This is a genomic window from Flavobacterium cheonhonense (assembly GCF_035671315.1).
Classification (GTDB): domain Bacteria; phylum Bacteroidota; class Bacteroidia; order Flavobacteriales; family Flavobacteriaceae; genus Flavobacterium; species Flavobacterium cheonhonense.
In genome coordinates this window covers 1,025,680-1,042,554 of record NZ_JAXAVY010000001.1, presented here as the reverse complement: position 1 = coordinate 1,042,554, position 16,875 = coordinate 1,025,680, and the positions used below count along the sequence as shown (strand labels likewise).

Annotated in this window: 18 protein-coding genes and 1 tRNA gene; 5 read left to right on the top strand and 14 right to left on the bottom strand. The window is 39.3% G+C overall.

Annotated features, from left to right (window positions below):
* Window positions 1–54: 54 nt before the first annotated feature.
* Window positions 55–684 carry a response regulator transcription factor gene (locus SK086_RS04570; protein WP_290875319.1) on the top strand — a complete coding sequence of 210 codons (630 nt, stop codon included), beginning with the start codon at window positions 55–57 and terminating at the stop codon, window positions 682–684.
* 30 nt (window positions 685–714) lie between these two features.
* On the opposite strand, the gene dnaG is transcribed toward SK086_RS04570, so the two are convergent.
* From dnaG to SK086_RS04545, 5 genes are all read right to left on the bottom strand, one after another.
* Window positions 715–2,694 carry a DNA primase gene (dnaG, locus tag SK086_RS04565; RefSeq protein ID WP_324690108.1) on the bottom strand — a complete coding sequence of 660 codons (1,980 nt, stop codon included), beginning with the start codon at window positions 2,692–2,694 and terminating at the stop codon, window positions 715–717.
* A 186-nt stretch (window positions 2,695–2,880) separates the two neighbouring features.
* Window positions 2,881–3,903: a cell envelope integrity protein TolA gene (locus tag SK086_RS04560; protein ID WP_324690106.1), complete on the bottom strand. Its 1,023-nt coding sequence runs from the start codon at window positions 3,901–3,903 to the stop codon at window positions 2,881–2,883.
* Between the two features lie 30 nt (window positions 3,904–3,933).
* Entirely contained in the window at window positions 3,934–4,701 is a 768-nt protein-coding gene (locus SK086_RS04555) for a hypothetical protein (protein WP_324690104.1), read from the bottom strand.
* Complete coding sequence (locus SK086_RS04550; protein ID WP_324690102.1) at window positions 4,688–5,248, bottom strand: RNA polymerase sigma factor; 561 nt, start codon at window positions 5,246–5,248, stop codon at window positions 4,688–4,690. Before SK086_RS04550 ends, SK086_RS04555 begins: the two co-directional genes overlap by 14 nt.
* A gap of 148 nt (window positions 5,249–5,396) precedes the next feature.
* Entirely contained in the window at window positions 5,397–6,377 is a 981-nt protein-coding gene (locus SK086_RS04545; RefSeq protein WP_290875329.1) for a polyprenyl synthetase family protein, read from the bottom strand.
* A 131-nt stretch (window positions 6,378–6,508) separates the two neighbouring features.
* On the opposite strand from SK086_RS04545, the gene SK086_RS04540 reads away from it, so the two are divergent.
* Window positions 6,509–7,342: a hypothetical protein gene (locus tag SK086_RS04540; RefSeq protein ID WP_290875331.1), complete on the top strand. Its 834-nt coding sequence runs from the start codon at window positions 6,509–6,511 to the stop codon at window positions 7,340–7,342.
* Between the two features lie 58 nt (window positions 7,343–7,400).
* Here SK086_RS04540 and rlmN read toward each other — a convergent pair whose 3' ends face one another.
* The gene (gene rlmN / locus SK086_RS04535) at window positions 7,401–8,441 is read right to left on the bottom strand and encodes a 23S rRNA (adenine(2503)-C(2))-methyltransferase RlmN (protein ID WP_324690101.1); all 1,041 of its coding nucleotides are present in this window, start codon (window positions 8,439–8,441) and stop codon (window positions 7,401–7,403) included.
* Between the two features lie 72 nt (window positions 8,442–8,513).
* On the opposite strand from rlmN, the gene SK086_RS04530 reads away from it, so the two are divergent.
* On the top strand, window positions 8,514–9,155 hold the full coding sequence (locus SK086_RS04530; RefSeq protein ID WP_324690100.1) for an O-methyltransferase: 642 nt from the start codon (window positions 8,514–8,516) through the stop codon (window positions 9,153–9,155).
* 16 nt (window positions 9,156–9,171) lie between these two features.
* On the opposite strand, the gene SK086_RS04525 is transcribed toward SK086_RS04530, so the two are convergent.
* The 6 genes from SK086_RS04525 to SK086_RS04500 form a co-directional block, all read right to left on the bottom strand.
* Window positions 9,172–9,729, bottom strand: coding sequence for a phosphatase PAP2 family protein (locus SK086_RS04525; protein ID WP_324690098.1), 558 nt, complete (start codon window positions 9,727–9,729; stop codon window positions 9,172–9,174).
* Window positions 9,729–10,052 carry a Sec-independent protein translocase subunit TatA/TatB gene (locus SK086_RS04520; protein ID WP_290875339.1) on the bottom strand — a complete coding sequence of 108 codons (324 nt, stop codon included), beginning with the start codon at window positions 10,050–10,052 and terminating at the stop codon, window positions 9,729–9,731. Before SK086_RS04520 ends, SK086_RS04525 begins: the two co-directional genes overlap by 1 nt.
* A gap of 45 nt (window positions 10,053–10,097) precedes the next feature.
* Window positions 10,098–12,347, bottom strand: a complete 2,250-nt coding sequence (locus SK086_RS04515) for a M1 family metallopeptidase (RefSeq protein ID WP_290875341.1) — start codon at window positions 12,345–12,347, stop codon at window positions 10,098–10,100.
* A 61-nt stretch (window positions 12,348–12,408) separates the two neighbouring features.
* A complete protein-coding gene (locus SK086_RS04510) occupies window positions 12,409–12,909 on the bottom strand; it encodes a DUF6702 family protein (RefSeq protein WP_324690094.1) in 501 nt (166 codons plus the stop codon).
* A gap of 6 nt (window positions 12,910–12,915) precedes the next feature.
* Window positions 12,916–13,680, bottom strand: a complete 765-nt coding sequence (locus SK086_RS04505; protein WP_324690092.1) for a peptidase associated/transthyretin-like domain-containing protein — start codon at window positions 13,678–13,680, stop codon at window positions 12,916–12,918.
* A 28-nt stretch (window positions 13,681–13,708) separates the two neighbouring features.
* On the bottom strand, window positions 13,709–14,476 hold the full coding sequence (locus SK086_RS04500; protein WP_324690090.1) for a hypothetical protein: 768 nt from the start codon (window positions 14,474–14,476) through the stop codon (window positions 13,709–13,711).
* A 123-nt stretch (window positions 14,477–14,599) separates the two neighbouring features.
* Between SK086_RS04500 and pepE the strand changes: the two genes are divergently transcribed.
* The gene (gene pepE, locus SK086_RS04495; protein ID WP_324690088.1) at window positions 14,600–15,313 is read left to right on the top strand and encodes a dipeptidase PepE; all 714 of its coding nucleotides are present in this window, start codon (window positions 14,600–14,602) and stop codon (window positions 15,311–15,313) included.
* A gap of 43 nt (window positions 15,314–15,356) precedes the next feature.
* Here the strand turns inward: pepE and SK086_RS04490 are convergent.
* Window positions 15,357–15,429: transfer RNA gene (locus SK086_RS04490), tRNA-Gly, on the bottom strand.
* A gap of 120 nt (window positions 15,430–15,549) precedes the next feature.
* Here SK086_RS04490 and SK086_RS04485 point away from each other — a divergent pair.
* Window positions 15,550–15,993 carry a GNAT family N-acetyltransferase gene (locus SK086_RS04485; protein WP_324690086.1) on the top strand — a complete coding sequence of 148 codons (444 nt, stop codon included), beginning with the start codon at window positions 15,550–15,552 and terminating at the stop codon, window positions 15,991–15,993.
* On the opposite strand, the gene SK086_RS04480 is transcribed toward SK086_RS04485, so the two are convergent.
* The gene (locus SK086_RS04480; RefSeq protein WP_324690084.1) at window positions 15,982–16,689 is read right to left on the bottom strand and encodes a murein L,D-transpeptidase catalytic domain family protein; all 708 of its coding nucleotides are present in this window, start codon (window positions 16,687–16,689) and stop codon (window positions 15,982–15,984) included. The two genes, SK086_RS04485 and SK086_RS04480, sit on opposite strands and share 12 nt — an antisense overlap.
* Between the last annotated feature and the right edge of the window lie 186 nt (window positions 16,690–16,875).

The following is a 16,875-nucleotide window of genomic DNA, read 5'->3' as shown; positions in this document are numbered from 1 at the left end:
TTATTTTTTAACTTTACAGTAAATTTCTATTAATTTTTATCAAATACCACAATTATGATAAATGTATGTATTGCGGATAACTTTCCGGTTGTACACTTTGGAATGAAAGCTTATTTTAAGGATCATCCTGAAATTAGCATCGTGTCCAATGTAGGGAATTTTTTCATGGTCCCAGATGCTTTGAGAAACAAAGAAATTGACGTCCTAATTATAGACTTAGAGCTTGAAGGACTGAAGAGTATTTACGAAATCAAGTCGATCATTAGAAACTTCCCGAAAACCAAAGTTATTGTTTTCAGTAGTTTGTCGGAGCAAATTTATGCGCCTAACGCCATTAAAGCCGGATGTGCAGGATATGTTCACAAGACATCAAAACTTGAGAATTTAGGAATAACCATTGTGAAAGTTCACCAAGGGCAAATTATCCTAAATGAAGAAATCAAGAGAAACTTAGCGTTGATTGCTAAACAAAACAAATCGGAGCGTTTGTATCGAAAACTTTCGAACAGAGAAATCGAGGTGTTGCGTTTCCTAAGCGACGGTAAGAAAAACAATGAAATTGCTAAGATTTTAGCGCTTAACGAAAAAACCATCAGTACGTACAAGCTTCGTTTACTGACCAAACTCAACGTGACTAACTTAGTTGACTTGGTAAACAAAGCCAAAACATTGGAAATCGTTTAAAATTAAAAAACCCCGAAATTCGGGGTTTTTTTATAAGTATATGGAACGTATTCTTCCTATTTTATTGGTCAAACTCACTTTAAGCTTGTTGTAATCGTTGATCATTGTTTTAAGTTCTTCCAAATCGGTTTCCGGTTCCGCCTGAAACGAACCCATCAAATCTTGAATCAACTTATTGATTAAATATTCCCGAAGCGAAATAATCGTTTCCGAAACATATTGCCCAACATTTTGCGTTTTGGTTTTGACATAGATGTGTTTCGTTTCCCAATTATGAAGCAACTCTCTTTCTTCCGACATCAAAATATCAGTAACCACTTGGGAATGTTCCGGAGACAACTGCATCAGATAGTGTTCTACGTTAAACACCTCATTTTGGTTGTAATATTGAATTAAATCGCTGTATATCTCTTTAAAAGTCGGATGAGCCAATTCTACTTCATCTTCCTGTAAACTCAAATAAATTCTTTGGAAAACCTTGTAGGTATTGGTCTCCTTCTCTTCTACCATTTCACCTTCTTCGTTGGCTTTTAAAATATAATCATCAAAATCCGCTTCTTGAGAACCGTAAAGCAACAGCATTTCGAGAATTTTACGTTCCAGTTCATAAATGATATTAACGCGTTCCTGACTGACTTGCGGTTCGTTCTTAACCACTTCAAAAGCCTTTTGCTCTTGCTTTTGTTTCTTTCCTGCTTCGGTAATGTCCTTTTGCACCAATTGCGCCAAAGTATTCAGTAAAACCTGCTCGGAAATATCCATGATACGCGCAGTTTCCTGTATGTAGATTTCGCGCTTAATCCTGTCCGGAATTTTAGAAATACTCACCACCATATCCCGAATCAAATCGGCTTTCTTGATAGGATCGTTGTTGGCTTCGTTCATCAGCAACGAGGCTTTGAACTGTATAAAATCTTTGGCGTTATTCTCTAAATACTGTACTAAATCGTCGTACGAATTTTTTCGGGCAAAACTGTCCGGATCATCGCCATCTGGAAAGGAACAGACTTTAACGTTCATACCTTCTTCCAAAATCAAATCGATACCTCTAATAGAAGCACGCAATCCGGCGGCATCTCCGTCAAAAAGCACCGTAATATTTTTGGTCAAGCGATTGATTAAGCGAATTTGATCCGGCGTTAAAGCCGTACCCGAGGACGCTACCACGTTTTCTATGCCGGCTTGGTGCAGCTGAATTACATCGGTATACCCTTCTACCAAATAACAATTGTTTTGTTTGGCGATGGCTTGCTTGGCATGGAAAATCCCGTAAAGAACTTTGCTCTTGTGGTAAATATCGCTTTCAGGTGAATTAAGGTATTTGGCTGCTTTTTTATCGTTGGTCAAAATTCGACCACCAAAACCCAGATTTCTGCCCGACAAACTCTGGATTGGGAACATCACGCGACCTTTGAAACGATCAAAGTGTTTGCCGTCTTCACGCGTAATGGTTAATCCTACTTTCTCTAAATAATCCAATTGATAGCCTTTGGACAAGGCCTCTTTAGTAAAAGCATCCCAAGTTTCGGGCGAATAACCCAAGCCGAACTTGGCAATGGTTTCGTTGGTAAATCCTCTTTCTTTGAAATAAGACAAGCCAATGGCTTTGCCTTCTTCGGTGTTTAAAAGCGTGTCATGAAAATAGGTTTTGGCGAATTCCGAAACCAAATACAGACTCTCTTTTTCGTTAGCTTCGATTCTGTCTTCTTGCGAAACTTCGGTCTCTTCGATTTCAATATTGTATTTTTTGGCCAAATACCGAATGGCTTCGGGATAGGTGAAATGCTCGTGTTCCATCAGGAAAGTCACCACACTACCGCCTTTTCCGGAACTGAAATCTTTCCAAATTTGCTTCACGGGCGACACCATAAAAGACGGCGAGCGCTCATCGGAAAACGGACTCAACCCTTTAAAATTACTACCGGCGCGCTTGAGCTGGACGAAATCACCAATGACTTCCTCTACTCGAGCAGTTTCAAAAACTTTGTCTATGGTTTCGCGGGTAATCAAAGTTGGGTTTAAGGTTTAAAAGTTTGCGGGTTTAAAGTTATGAAAAAATTGATGTAAGATTGTTGATTAACGATTGTAGATTTCAGATTTATTCTGCAATCATCAATCTGCAATCATCAATCTGCAATAAAAAAAGATGCTCCATTGCTGAAACATCTTTTTGAAGTATAAACTAACCTAATCAAATTAATTGAAGTCGAAGCGAACACCCAAGGAAATGTTGTTTTGCTTGATGGCGTTGTCTTTGAACATCGGATTCAAATCGTATTTCAAATACAAACTGGTTTCGCCGTAACCGATGTAAGTGCTCACACCGTAGATAAAATCGTTCACATTGAAATCGCCTTTTTCTTTTACTGAAATATCATTTCCGTCAAGTTCGTAGCATAACTTTTGTTTTGATTTCACACGCATTCCGGCATAACCTCCGATTCCGAAACGAACACTTTGATGCGTTCTGAATATTTTTTTACCGTCTTTTTCCTTGGCTTTGGTAAAGTCGAATTCCAAGTGAAGCGGCAAGGTTACAAACACGTTGCGCAAACGAGAATCTTTAAGATTGTACCCGAAAGTCTCCAAGTTGGTTTGATCGCCATTGGTCACAAATACACGGTTATCCGTTGGACGCAAGTTGTTGTACATAACCGACATCCCGTATTTCAAATGCAATAAATTGTCGTTTTTAAACAAACGGGTGTTCGATGTAAAACCCCACTCGTAGAAGTGTGAACCCCAGTATCTGAAGTCGGAATTAGCCACACTGCCATCAGTCACCAAGTTGTTCACTCCGGCAGCGAAAACGAATTGAGAAGTAGTTCTTCTTTCACCCAAGATTTTGCGAATAGAATCGCGTTTGATGACTACAGAAAAGTAATGGTTTTTACCTTCTTTGATTTTCCCTTCTACTTTTTGATTCACCAATTCTTTCAATTCATCCTGCGCTTGACCAACGCGGGTTTCGATGTTTTTGGAACGGGTTTCGGCTAATAGTAATTTCTTGGCATCGGCTTGTTCTTTGGTAATTGTTCCGGCTTCCAATTCTTTATTCACGGCTTCAATTTCAGCTTTAAGCGCTGCTTTTTCTTCTTTAGTAATGCTTTCAATCTTTTCAGCTATAGCTCTGGCTTTGGCTTCAAAAGTTTCCTGTGCCAAAGTTTTGTTTGCTAAAAGGCATAGGAAGAGTGCTAAGTAAATGGTAAAATTTCTCATGGTAATTAATTTAGATATGATTAATGATTGCTATTCGTTGTTTCGGTTGGCCAAAGCCACTTTTACTTCTTGGTAGTTTTTGTTGATTTTTTGGAGCATTTTTTCTCTGAAACTGTACTCAACTTCGCCGTCTACTTGCGACAGCAGACTTTTGGCATCTACTTTTACAGTCGCAGTTTTGTTGGTTGATTCTTTGACTTTATGGTCTAAATCGGCTAACAAACTTTCGTCGGATTTGGCTTTGACTTCTTTTCGGATAACGATTTCTTTTTGCTCCATTATTTTGGGCAACTCTTTAAGTGCTACATCCGAAGAAACTTGGTATTCGATGGTTTTGTCTCTGATGATTTGATTGGATTTTGGTGATTGATTTTGGATTGAAACTCCTTGACGATTAGTTCTTTTTTGTTGCCCTTCGACTGCGCTCAGGGAGACATTGTTGTGGGTTGTGGGTTGAACATCAGAAGCAGCTACTGCTTTATTTTGTTTTTGACTTTCAACGATGGGCGCCGTTCTGATTTCAGCAGGATTTTGAGCCGTATCGTTTTTAGTTTCCGTTCCTACTATTGTATTCGGAGTACTGATTACAGTATCGTTTTGATTGAAAAAAAACAAACCAAGCGTTACTAAAACCAAAATACCGGCAGCAATAAACAAAAAGCCAAAAGGTTTTCTTGTTTTTTTTTCTTCGGCTACCGAAAGCATGGCATCCAATCGGTCCCAAGCTTGGGCGGACGGCTGAATTTCTCTGGCATTCAGTTGGTCTCTGAATTGTTTTTCTAATTTATTCGGTTCCATTATGGTAATTTTTTAATTTAATAATGTGGTCTTGGAGCATTTTTCGAGCGTGTGACAATTGCGATTTCGAGGTACCTTCACTAATGTTCAGCATGGTCGCTATTTCGTGATGCTTGAATCCTTCAATAGCATACAAATTGAAAATCATACGATAGCCATCGGGTAAATTGTCAATTAAAAACTGAATATCTTCCACCGAAAACTGACTTTCAATATTGTTATGTCGCTCTTCGAAATAAGTCTCGTCTTCAATAAACTTCACTTTCTTTTGCACTCGGATAAACGAAATACACTCGTTAATCATAATGCGGCGAATCCAACCTTCGAAACTGCCTTTGTGTTCAAAATTTTTCAGATTGGTAAACACTTTCATAAACGCCGTAATCATAATATCTTCCGCTTGGTGCACATCTTTAATGTACTGACGGCAAACACTCAGCATTTTAGGAGCGAATTTCGAATAAATCTGATGTTGCGCATGCCGATTGTTTTCGACAGCCAATTCGATCAATTCTTTCTCGTCTTTATGTAAGTTGATTACTTTCAAAACTATTGGTTAGTGTTTCTATTAGCATAGACGAATGTCAATGAAAAAGGGTTGCATCATCATTTGAAATTTTTTCAATTTGGAGATTTGAAAATTAAAAACCCCAGTAAAACAAAGGCTTTGCAGTGGCCAATATTTTTTAAAAAAATTATTTTTTTCTTTCAATAACGTAATTCACCATGAGTGAAAGCGCATCTCTGTATTCGGATTGGGGAAAATTTTGAAGAATTTGGAGTGCTTCTTCCTGAAACTGCAACATTTTTTGCTCGGCATATTGCAAACCGTTTTTGTCTTTAACGAATTGGATAACTTCCTTAACGCGTTTCTTGTCCTTATTGTGGTTTTTAATCGAATTGATACACCAACTCTTTTCTTTATCGGTACAATGGTTCAATGCATAAATGAGTGGCAAGGTCATTTTTTGTTCTTTGATGTCAATTCCTGTTGGTTTGCCGATAGCGTCATCCGTATAATCGAATAAATCATCTTTGATTTGGAATGCCATTCCTATCAACTCGCCAAATTTTCGCATGGCTTCTACTTGCGTTTCATCTTCCGAAACCGACTTGGCACCGAGAGCACAACACGACGCTATTAAAGTAGCCGTTTTTTTGCGGATGATTTCGTAATATACTTCTTCTACAATATCTAATCTTCGGGCTTTTTCTATTTGCAGTAATTCGCCTTCACTCATTTCTCGAACCGCTACCGAGATGATTCGAAGCAAATCGAAATCGCCATAATCAATAGAAAGCAACAAACCTTTGGACAGCAAATAATCGCCTACCAAAACGGCAATTTTGTTTTTCCATAACGCGTTGATGGAAAAGAATCCTCTACGGCGATTACTATCATCAACCACATCATCATGCACCAAAGTGGCTGTATGGATCAACTCGATTACCGAAGCGCCGCGATAAGTTCGTTCGTTTACTTCGCCTTTCTCAGAGAGCATTTTGGCTACCAAAAACACAAACATTGGACGCATTTGTTTGCCCTTGCGATTGACAATATAATAGGTGATTCGGTTTAAAAGCGCAACCTTAGAAGTCATCGATTCGTAGAACTTTTTTTCGAAAAGCTCCATTTCGGCTTGTATAGGCTGTTTTATTTGCGAAGTGATATTCATTAACAAAAGCACCGAGTTCCATCGGGCATTCAAAGATACAACAATGCCCTCGTTTGAAAAAAATATTTACATTTGATTAAACCTTTTTTAAACTTAGCATTCAAAGCAGAGAACCAAAAATTAAAAAAAATATGAAAATTAAAAGTCTAATATTGAGTACTGCCATAGCAGTTTTAGCGCTAAGCTGTAGCAAAGATGACAGCAACAATGCTGCTTCAAATGATTTAAGTGACGCGAAAGTCAATGCGAAAATCGACTTGGTAACGGAAGATGTTAGCAAAATTGTAGATGAACAATTTGCTTTACAAGCTAATCCATCGGCCGGAAGAAACAGTCAAGAAGTTTCGGCTTTGCCTTCATGTGTAACAGTTGACATTCAATTGACTGCTAACAGTTGGACCAGAACCTTAACCTTTGACAACTGCGAATTGCCTAACGGTAATGTCCTAGACGGAACTATTATTGTAAGCGGAAGTTTGAACTTTGACGCGCCGTCACAAACCATCAGTTACAGTTTTGTAGATTTCCATCACAATGACATTTTAGTGGAAGGCAATCGCACTGTGGTTCGTTCTATTCAAAGCACTTCAGCTCAAGCAGCACCGCATCCGGTAGCCAATATGAGCATAGACATGCATGTAACATTCCCTAACGGAAATGAGTACCACCGAGTTGGAAACAGAATCCGCGAAATGATTGAAGGCTTTGGTACACCGATGATTTGGGCTGACAATGTGTTTACCATCTCCGGAAACTGGACCACCACTTTCCCTGCCGGAACGAGAACATCTACCATCACTACTCCGTTAAGAGCAGAAGCTAACTGCCCGCATATTGTAAGCGGTGTAATTACCACCGTAAGAGATAATAATACCGCTACTTTAGATTACGGTAACGGCGATTGTGACAACCAAGCAACTTTGACTGTGAACGGAAACAGCACCACAATCACTCTAGGAAATTAATTTTAGTTGACTTAGTTATATAAGGAAGAAACTCTCGACAAATTGTCGGGAGTTTTTTTTAGGATTTATTGGCCAATTGACCGCAAGCCGCATCAATATCTTTCCCGCGTGAACGACGCACCTTAGCGACTATATCATTGCGTTCCAAAGCGGTGATGTATTGGTTGATGGCTTCCTCTGAGGCTTGCTGAAACTCACCGTCGTCTATCGGATTGTATTCGATTAGATTGACTTTACACGGTACATATTTGCAGAACTTTACTAAGGCATCAACAGAGGCTTTGTCGTCATTAATTCCTTTCCAAACTACGTATTCATAAGTCACTTTACTTTTGGTTTTTTGATACCAATATTGCAAGGCTTCCCGTAATTCCGGGAGCGGAAAGTTTTTAGTAAACGGCATGATGTGGTTTCGAGTCGATTCGATAGCCGAATGCAAGGATACGGCGAGTTTGAATTTAACCTCATCATCGGCCATTTTTTTAATCATCTTAGAAACGCCTGAAGTAGAAACCGTAATGCGTTTGGGCGACATCCCTAAACCTTCTTCCGAAGTAATCATATCGATGGCTTTCATCACATTATTGTAATTCATCAAAGGCTCACCCATTCCCATAAAAACAATGTTCGATAGCGGTCGGTTATAGTACAACCGACTTTCCCTGTCGATGGCTACCACTTGATCGTAAATCTCGCCCGGTTCCAGGTTTCGCATTCTTTTTAAGCGAGCAGTAGCGCAAAAATTACAGTCTAAGCTACAGCCAACCTGACTGGAAACACAAGCAGTAGTTCGGGTTTCGGTTGGAATCAAAACGCTTTCCACAACCAAGCCGTCGTGCAAACGAACCGCATTTTTGACAGTGCCGTCTTCACTGCGTTGCATTTGATCGACTTTGACATGGTTGATTACAAAGTGGGCTTCTAACATGGCTCTAGTTTCTTTCGACACATTGGTCATATCCTCAAAACTGTGCGAAGCTTTGCTCCACAGCCATTCGTAGACCTGATTGCCGCGAAATGCTTTGTCGCCGTTGGCCACAAAAAAATCACGCAATTGGGTTTTGGTCAAACTTCGGATGTCTTTTTTCTCGATTTCCATGGCGCAAAGTTAGTCATAAAGTTGAAATACTAATTTTGGAATTTGTAATTTTGGCTATCGAAAATTATTCCTATGCATTTCCTTTCCGACGAATTAGATGATTACGTAACGAAACATTCGCAAGACGAACCCGAATTGTTGGCAAAGTTAAACCGAGAAACCCATTTGAAAATCTTGCAACCTCGGATGTTGAGTGGGCATTTTCAAGGTCGCGTTTTGAGTATGTTGTCGAAAATCATCCATCCGACCAACATTTTGGAAATCGGAACTTATACGGGTTATGCCACTTTGTGTTTGGCCGAAGGTTTAGCGGAAAACGGCACCATTGACACCATAGACGTGAATGAAGAATTGGTTGACTTTCAACGAAAATATTTCGACCGCAGCCAATGGGATAATCAAATTTTCCAACATTTAGGTCCGGCTTTGGATATTATCCCAACTTTGGACAAAAAATACGACTTGGTTTTTATTGATGCTGATAAGGACAATTACATCAACTACTTCCACGCCATTGTTCCGATTATGAACAAAGGCGGTATTATTTTATCCGATAACGTGTTGTGGAGCGGCAAAGTGGTGGAAGAAGTGAAAGCCAACGACAGAACAACCAAACTGCTCATGGAATACAATCAGTTGCTGAAAAATGATTCAAGAGTGGAAACCGTTTTGTTGCCTATCCGCGACGGATTAACGGTGTCGAGAGTAAAGTAAAAGTTGGAAGTGCGAATTACGAAGTACGAAAGATGTATTTTGCGTACAACCTGTAAGCGATGTATCCGCAAGTAGCTCCAAAGGCGTAACCGGTTAAAATATCCGTAGGAAAATGCAAGCCTAGGTAAATGCGACTGTAAGCAAAAATCAACGGGAATAAAAACAGTAAGTAAGCGTGTTTGTAGTAGCGTTTTAAAATCAGGAACGTCAGTACTGTTGATGCCATAGAATTCGTGGCGTGACCGGAGAAGAAACTAAAGGAACTACTGGTTTTAACTCGGCGAATAATTTCTCCTATTTCCATATCGTTACAAGGCCGTAACCGTTCAAAACTGTATTTGAAAAGATTGACAGTTTGGTCGCAAATCAGCACCATCACGGCTATAAAAAGAACGTAGTAGCCAAAATTTTTCCAACCGATTTTTTTTTGCAGCAGGTAAAAAACCAAAATAAATACAGGTGCCCAATTCAGTTGTTTGGTAATAATCAACCACAACCAGTCCCATTGTTCCGAACCTAATCCGTTAAGATAAACCAAGACTTGCTTGTCGAGTTGGATGATTCTTTCGAGCATTACATTTGGCGTTTGATCGGACCGGACATTGACTCGAGGTCTTCGGCAGCTTGTTTGATTTCGGGCAAAATGCCTTGATCTACGCTGCTTTTTACTTTATCAACCTCTTCAGTAAAAGTCCCGGTGATGCTTTTCACAGAATCATTTAATTCTTGTACTTCAGCACTTTTCTGAATTTCAGACTTAATTTCGTTGGTGGCATTTTTAAGTTGTGCCATAATCTTCCCCAACGTTCTGGCTATTTCGGGCACTTTATCAGAACCGAATAACATCAAAGCGATGAAGATGATAAAAATTAATTCGCCAAAACCAAATCCGAGCATATCTTAAAACTTCTTTTAATGAGATTGCAAAGTTACAAACTTAAGTTAATCAAACTTAGATTTCTCCGCTGTTTTTGGCCAAGTATTGTTTGCCGTATCGATATCGGCTGTTTCCTCTTTCGGATCCACAACAATCTTGGCAATCGCTTTTTGGGTGGCAAAAGTACGGTTGACTTCTTTGTCGTTCATACGCCAAATTTGCGCCGGGAAATAATGGTTTTCTTTGGTTCCGTCTTCAAAAGTAATTTCAACGATAATCGGCATTACCAATCCGCCCGGTTTATCGAAAGTCACCTGATAGAAATACTTAGGTTCGTTAAGCTTGGCTCTTTCTTCGGCAGTAAAGTTCTTATTGACATACTCATCTAACGCTTGGAAATCGGTAATTTTGAATGGCTTGTTCAATTCCGGTTTGTAATCGGCACTGCCTTCTGCAATCATGTACACCATTGCTCCTGTTCTGGAATCACGACGGCGTCTGGTTTTCATAAAATCGCTCACCTCTTTTGACGGATTATTGCTCACAAAGTATTTTTTCACTTCTTTGATTCCGATGTCATTGTAATCTGTTGTGTAAAACCAACCTCTCCAAAACCAATCCAAATCAACTGCCGAAGCATCTTCCATAGTTCTAAAGAAATCTTCCGGTGTTGGATGTTTGAATTTCCATCGATTGGCGTAGGTTTTAAAGGCGTAGTCAAACAATTCCGGGCCCATAATGGTTTCGCGCAAAATGTTCAGTGCTGTAGCCGGTTTCCCGTAAGCATTGTTGCCAAACTGACGAATGCTTTCGGAATTGGTCATGATTGGTTCTAAACCGGTTTGGTCACCACTCATGTAAGGAATGATATTTTTAGCCGGACCACGACGCGTTGGGAAATTAGGATCGAAAGTTTTTTCGGCTAAGTATTCCATAAACGAGTTTAAGCCTTCGTCCATCCAAGTCCATTGACGCTCATCGGAATTGACAATCATGGGGAAAAAGTTGTGCCCAACTTCGTGACAAATTACGCCTAACATACCATATTTGGTTTGGTCGGAATATTTTCCGGTTTCATCCGGACGACCGAAATTCCAACAAATCATTGGGTATTCCATACCCTGATCACGAGCGTTCACCGAAACAGCTTTCGGATAAGGATAATCAAAAGTATAATTAGAATAGCTTTTTAGAGTGTGCGCTACCATACGAGTGGAATACTCTTCCCAAAGCGGATTACCCTCTTTCGGATACAAAGAAATAGCCATAGAAGTAGTACTTCCTGTTTTTACCGCCATGGCATCGTAGATAAACTTTCTGGAAGTTGAAATCCCGAAATCGCGCACATTTTCAGCTTTGAATTTCCAAGTTTTTTTCTTGTCTGAAAAGCCTTTTTCTGCAGCTTCGGCTTCGGCTTGCGTTACCACAATTACCGGTTTGTCAAAAGATTTCTCGGCTAAAGCATAACGTTTTAATTGTTCCGGAGTAAAAACTTCGCTGCGGTTCATCAAAGTTCCGGTAGCTTCCATGATATGATCGGCAGGAACGGTAATGTTAACTTCGTAGTTTCCGAAAGTCAGCGCAAATTCGCCCGAACCCCAAAACTGCATGTTCTGCCAACCTTCCACATCATTATAAACCGCCATTCGAGGATAAAATTGGGCCAACACATACAAATTATTGCCGTCTTTTTCAAAATGTTCGTAACCCGAACGGCCACCGTCGATGATGTAATTATTGATGTTGTACCACCATTTGATGGAAAACGTAATTTTTTCTTTGTGTTGTAATAGTTTCGGCAACTCTATACGCATCATGGTTTGATTGATGGTATATTTCATTGGATTACCTTGGGCATCTTTAACGTATTCGATTCGAAAACCACCGTCGAAATCTTCTTCTAAATATTTTCTGGAGAAAGTTTGCGCCGAAATAGCCGGATCGGTTTTGCTGTTTTCCACCAATGGCGAATTGGAGTTTCTGGCTTTTTCATTTTGATCCAATTGCACCCATAAATAATCTAAGGCTTCTTTGGCATTGTTGGTATAAGTAATGGTTTCAGAACCGTAAAGACGTTGGTTTTTATCATCTAATTCAACGTCTATCTTATAATCCGCTTGTTGCTGATAATACTCCGGCCCCGGAGCCCCTGATGCTGTTCTGTACATGTTAGGCGTAGCCAACAAGTCGTACATTTGCTTAAATTTATCCGGATTTCTTTCGTCGGTTTTATTGGTTTTAGGTGTTTCCTGAGCTTGGGCAAAACCCATAGACATACAACACAAAAAGGCTACAAACTGAAAAGTACGCTTCATAGAATTTTCTTTAAAGGGCTAAAAATAAAATAAAATTGGGGATTAGCCACGCTAAAGAAAACTATTTTAACATTCCTTTAGTGGTTGAGGAAGACAACAATAGGTTTTGCTTTTTGCCATTGTTGTTAAATTGAATGATATTTTGCTGTTCGTCATGAAGCTCTGTAAGGATACTGTTTTCAACTTCCATCTTATTGATTTTCGAGACTTCTTTTACTGTTAAATAACAAATGATCACATTGTTTTCTTGTTCGTGACTGTGATAGTTCATGGTTTTGAGCTGACCGTTAAGATAAATCTTGAACTTATCCGACAAGTATTTCTTCATCAAAGTCACATCTTCAGGCGTTTCCTTTTGGTCCCCGATATTCGTTTGTTTTTTGTAGGCTTTGGTCAAAGCATCATTCAAATCGTCCATAAAAATGCGGGTAGTGATTTCAAGTCGTTTTTTTTGCGGCACAAAATCGACTTGGTAAATACCAACATAAAAGCGATGCACAGACATGGCAGTTAATCCGATAAAAAGAATGAGTAAAGCCGATATTTTGATTGCTTTCTTCATAAACCTTTATTCTTTTCCATTTTTTAACAACGTCAAATACTGAGAAGCCAATTCGCTCAAACGGAATTTGGCCAATCCTTTGTTTTTCTTTTTCATGTACTCGTCTAATTTGCTGTCATCTGCAATATAATACAGAAATCCTTTGACGTATTCACTCGGAATTTTTAGGCGATTGGTAAAATACTCCGGCTTGAATTGGTTCTCCACCTTGGTTATCAATCGCTCTTTGCGTTCTACTTCCAATTCCTTTTTTAACATCTCAGTTCGTCCTGAAATGGCGTTTAAAATCGGATCTAAACCTATTGAGCCACCGGCCATCATACCCGCTGATGCTGTTGCGTCTAAATCGGTAGCTGTCTTCAATCTTCTTTCAGCCGGCGTATATTTCTTGGCCGGTTTGTCTAAAATGCCCAATGAAACTGCATTAATGTTGCTGTGGTCCTGAATTTCCACTTCCTCTAGCTCGATTATTTTAGGCAGTAATTGGGTGACCAACAATGATTTCTTGACATCGGCTTCCGTCAGCACTATTTTTTTGGTTTCTGTTTGTAGATTTTGAAACCGTAAGGTGTCGCCCACTTTAACAAACAAGGAATAATTTCCGGTTTCATCAGTAGCAGTTGATGATTCCGAGCGTAAGTTGTAAACATTCACCTCGCGAAGTTCCTTCACTGTAGTAACCACTTTCCCTTTCAAAAAAAACAATTCGCCGGATTGCGAAAAACCCGTAACGGAGATAATTAAAGCGAAAACAAGGTACAGTGGTTTCATTAAAGTCTTTTTTTCAAAAGTAAGCATACTATTTTGCATCCGCTTGTTGCAGACTGATATATTTTGTGGCCAATTCTGCCAAGACAAAAGCAGTCATTACCTTATTCTTAGTTTTCATGGCTGCTACAAATTTAGGTTCATCCACTATATAATACCAAAAACCTTTCACGTATTCGGACGGAATTTTAAGTTTGTCAATGCAATAACTTATCCCAAACTGATTTTCTATTCGCTGTAATAAGGTTTCTTTTCGTTCAACTTCCAACTCCTTCTTTAATAGCGCTGTTCTGCCCGACATCCAATTAAATAAAGGATCTAATCCAACCGAAGCACCACTGCTTCCGTCTGTATTTCCTTCAATTCCATCTCCATTAGCAGTTCTCAGTCTTCTTTCAGCCGGTGTGTACTTTTTTATTGTTGGTGCCACAATACCCAAATCGACTGCATTGATGTGTTTATACTGCTTAATCACTACTTCATTCAACCGATGAATCATTGGTTCCAACTTAATAAACACAAGTTTTTGGTCGAAATCGGCTTCCGTAATCACGCGTTTTAAACCTTTGATGGGTAGCGCTGCAAACATCAAAGTATCACCTACGCTGACACTGATGGAAAAAAAACCTTGACTTGCCGTAGTCGCCGTTTGATCCGTATTCAAATTAATCACATAAATACCATCCAAATTAACCGCTTCGGAAACTACTTTCCCGTTCAGCACTTTATCGGAAATCTTTTGAGCCTGAACCACATGCCCAATCAGCAACACTGCTATTATTTTCAAACTGATTTTCATAGACCAAATTTGTAGGGTTAAAAATATAGGCTGCCATTCCTAAATAAATCCCAACAACATGGTAATTTTATGTTAATTAAAAGCGGTAAAAGCTGTACTTTTGAAGGAGAATCAGCAAAAACAATGAAAAAACTAATTATAGCGAGTACCTCAACAGTGCACGGAGGAAAATATTTGGATTATTTGTTGCCTACTTTGGCGCAACACTTTAAAGCTTGTGACGAAATACTTTTTATCCCTTATGCCCGTCCCGGCGGCATCAGTCACGATGACTACACTGCTAAAGTTCGAGAAGTTTTCAGCGCCATTGATAAATCGGTCAAAGGCTTGCACGAATTTCAAAATCCTGTCGAAGCCATTCGGAAAGCACAAGGTATTTTTACCGGAGGCGGCAACACCTTTTTATTGGTAAAACAACTGTACGATAACGAAGTGATGACCGTTTTAGCCGAAGTTTTAAACCATGGAACGCCCTACTTAGGCACCAGTGCAGGCAGCAATATTACCGGCATCAGTATGCAAACCACGAATGACATGCCGATAGTATATCCGCCAAGTTTTGCAACTTTAGGCGTTATTCCTTTTAATTTGAATCCGCATTACCTGGATCCCGATGCAAACAGCACACACATGGGCGAAACGCGGGAAACCCGAATTACAGAATTTCATGCCTTTAATACAACACCTGTTTTAGGTTTGCGTGAAGGCAGTTGGTTAGAAGTAAACAATCATACTATTGTATTGAAAGGACCTTTAACTGCCCGATTGTTTCTGCCGAATAAAGAAGCGGAAGAACTGGCCTCGGAAACTGATTTGACTTTTTTGGGAACACTGTAAAAAATAAAAAACCTCTAACGTAAATTAGAGGTTTTCATTTAAGAGCGGAAGACGAGGCTCGAACTCGCGACAACCAGCTTGGAAGGCTGGAGCTCTACCAACTGAGCTACTTCCGCATTTGTGAGTGCAAATATATAGAATAAGTTTCCTTTGATGCAAATTTTTTTGGAAAAAATTATTGTAAAATCAGAGACCATTTATAACCCAAACAAAACCAAAACGTTAGAAAAAGACTAATGATTACCATTCGAAAAATAACAGCTGAAGCAAGCTATCCGGTACGACATGAAGTGCTGAGAAAAGGCAAACCTATCGACTCTTGTCGTTTTGAGGGCGATGACATTCCAACAACCCAACATTACGGTTTGTTTGAAGATGACAGTTTGCAGGGTATTATTTCGGTGTTTGAGACTTCAAATCCGCTGTTTACAGAAACCCGTCAGAAGCAAATCAGAGGTATGGCGGTTTTAGAACACAACCAAGGTAAAGGCTACGGCAAACAATTAGTGCAGTATTGCGAAAAGGTATTACTCGATTCCGATTGTGAACTGATATGGTTTAATGCCCGAGAAAACGCTAAAGGTTTTTACCAAAAATTAGGATATACTATACAAGGAACACCTTTCAATATTGAAGGCATCGGAATACACTATGTAATGTGGAAAAAATTAAGCGCTTAATTTAGTTACGATCTCTTCTTTAGCGGTTGGATGGTAAATGAACAAACAAGATTTGTCTTTAATCGCATTGATGATTTTTTCGTTCATTTCTACCGGAACAGCCGGACAGCCCTGACTTCTGCCCAAACGCTTGTTTTGTTTGATAAAAGATTCCGACACATAATCGGCTCCGTGGATAACCACCGCTCTCTCGCGGGCCTTATCGTTTAATCCTTTTTGTAAACCGTCTAATTTTAAAGACAAGCCGTGTTTTCCGTTGTAAACTTCGGCCGTCACGTAAAAACCTAAACTACTTTGGAAAGACTCTGCTTTATTGGAAAAAGCCTTAGCAAAATCTTCGCCGGTATTTCTGCCGTGCGCTACCAAAGTTTGAAACAAAACCCTATTTTGATCTAAGTCGATTACCCAAAGTCGTTTGGCAGTAGAAGCCAAACTGAAATCAACTAAAGTCAGTATGTTTTTCTTAACAATACCCTTCTCTTTCAACAATTGAAAACCTTCTAAGGCCACTGAAAAGCTCTCAAAACTAGGCAATGCGAAAGAATTGGCATCCAACTGATGATAGACCGCCACTATCTTAGACTCGGCATCAATAACTGGTTTTTCAGAAATAAAAGCGGTATTTGTTTTGTCGGGAAAACTGTTGAAAGACATCAACAAAAACAAAAAAATTAAAGAAAAAGACTTATAATTCATTGACATTAATAGGTTTAGGATCAGACATGGGTAGGGCAAATATAAAGTATAAATTAAGTAAAGCAAATTTTTCTGCATCAATTAAGCAAATTTTAATCTTTTAACGCCATAATAATCAATCCGTTTTTATTTGAAAGAGGGTTGGAAATATGAATTAAATAATTACTTTTGTTGGTCTAACGCCCA

Coding starts and splice junctions, on each gene's coding strand:
- pepE (WP_324690088.1), top strand. CDS start 14,600: ATGAAAAAACTAATTATAGCGAGTACCTCAACAGTGCACGGAGGAAAA.
- SK086_RS04510 (WP_324690094.1), bottom strand. CDS start 12,909: ATGAAGAAAGCAATCAAAATATCGGCTTTACTCATTCTTTTTATCGGA.
- SK086_RS04525 (WP_324690098.1), bottom strand. CDS start 9,729: ATGCTCGAAAGAATCATCCAACTCGACAAGCAAGTCTTGGTTTATCTT.
- SK086_RS04560 (WP_324690106.1), bottom strand. CDS start 3,903: ATGAGAAATTTTACCATTTACTTAGCACTCTTCCTATGCCTTTTAGCA.
- SK086_RS04505 (WP_324690092.1), bottom strand. CDS start 13,680: ATGAAACCACTGTACCTTGTTTTCGCTTTAATTATCTCCGTTACGGGT.
- SK086_RS04555 (WP_324690104.1), bottom strand. CDS start 4,701: ATGGAACCGAATAAATTAGAAAAACAATTCAGAGACCAACTGAATGCC.
- rlmN (WP_324690101.1), bottom strand. CDS start 8,441: ATGGAAATCGAGAAAAAAGACATCCGAAGTTTGACCAAAACCCAATTG.
- SK086_RS04540 (WP_290875331.1), top strand. CDS start 6,509: ATGAAAATTAAAAGTCTAATATTGAGTACTGCCATAGCAGTTTTAGCG.
- SK086_RS04570 (WP_290875319.1), top strand. CDS start 55: ATGATAAATGTATGTATTGCGGATAACTTTCCGGTTGTACACTTTGGA.
- SK086_RS04500 (WP_324690090.1), bottom strand. CDS start 14,476: ATGAAAATCAGTTTGAAAATAATAGCAGTGTTGCTGATTGGGCATGTG.
- SK086_RS04485 (WP_324690086.1), top strand. CDS start 15,550: ATGATTACCATTCGAAAAATAACAGCTGAAGCAAGCTATCCGGTACGA.
- SK086_RS04530 (WP_324690100.1), top strand. CDS start 8,514: ATGCATTTCCTTTCCGACGAATTAGATGATTACGTAACGAAACATTCG.
- SK086_RS04515 (WP_290875341.1), bottom strand. CDS start 12,347: ATGAAGCGTACTTTTCAGTTTGTAGCCTTTTTGTGTTGTATGTCTATG.
- SK086_RS04545 (WP_290875329.1), bottom strand. CDS start 6,377: ATGAATATCACTTCGCAAATAAAACAGCCTATACAAGCCGAAATGGAG.
- SK086_RS04520 (WP_290875339.1), bottom strand. CDS start 10,052: ATGCTCGGATTTGGTTTTGGCGAATTAATTTTTATCATCTTCATCGCT.
- SK086_RS04480 (WP_324690084.1), bottom strand. CDS start 16,689: ATGAATTATAAGTCTTTTTCTTTAATTTTTTTGTTTTTGTTGATGTCT.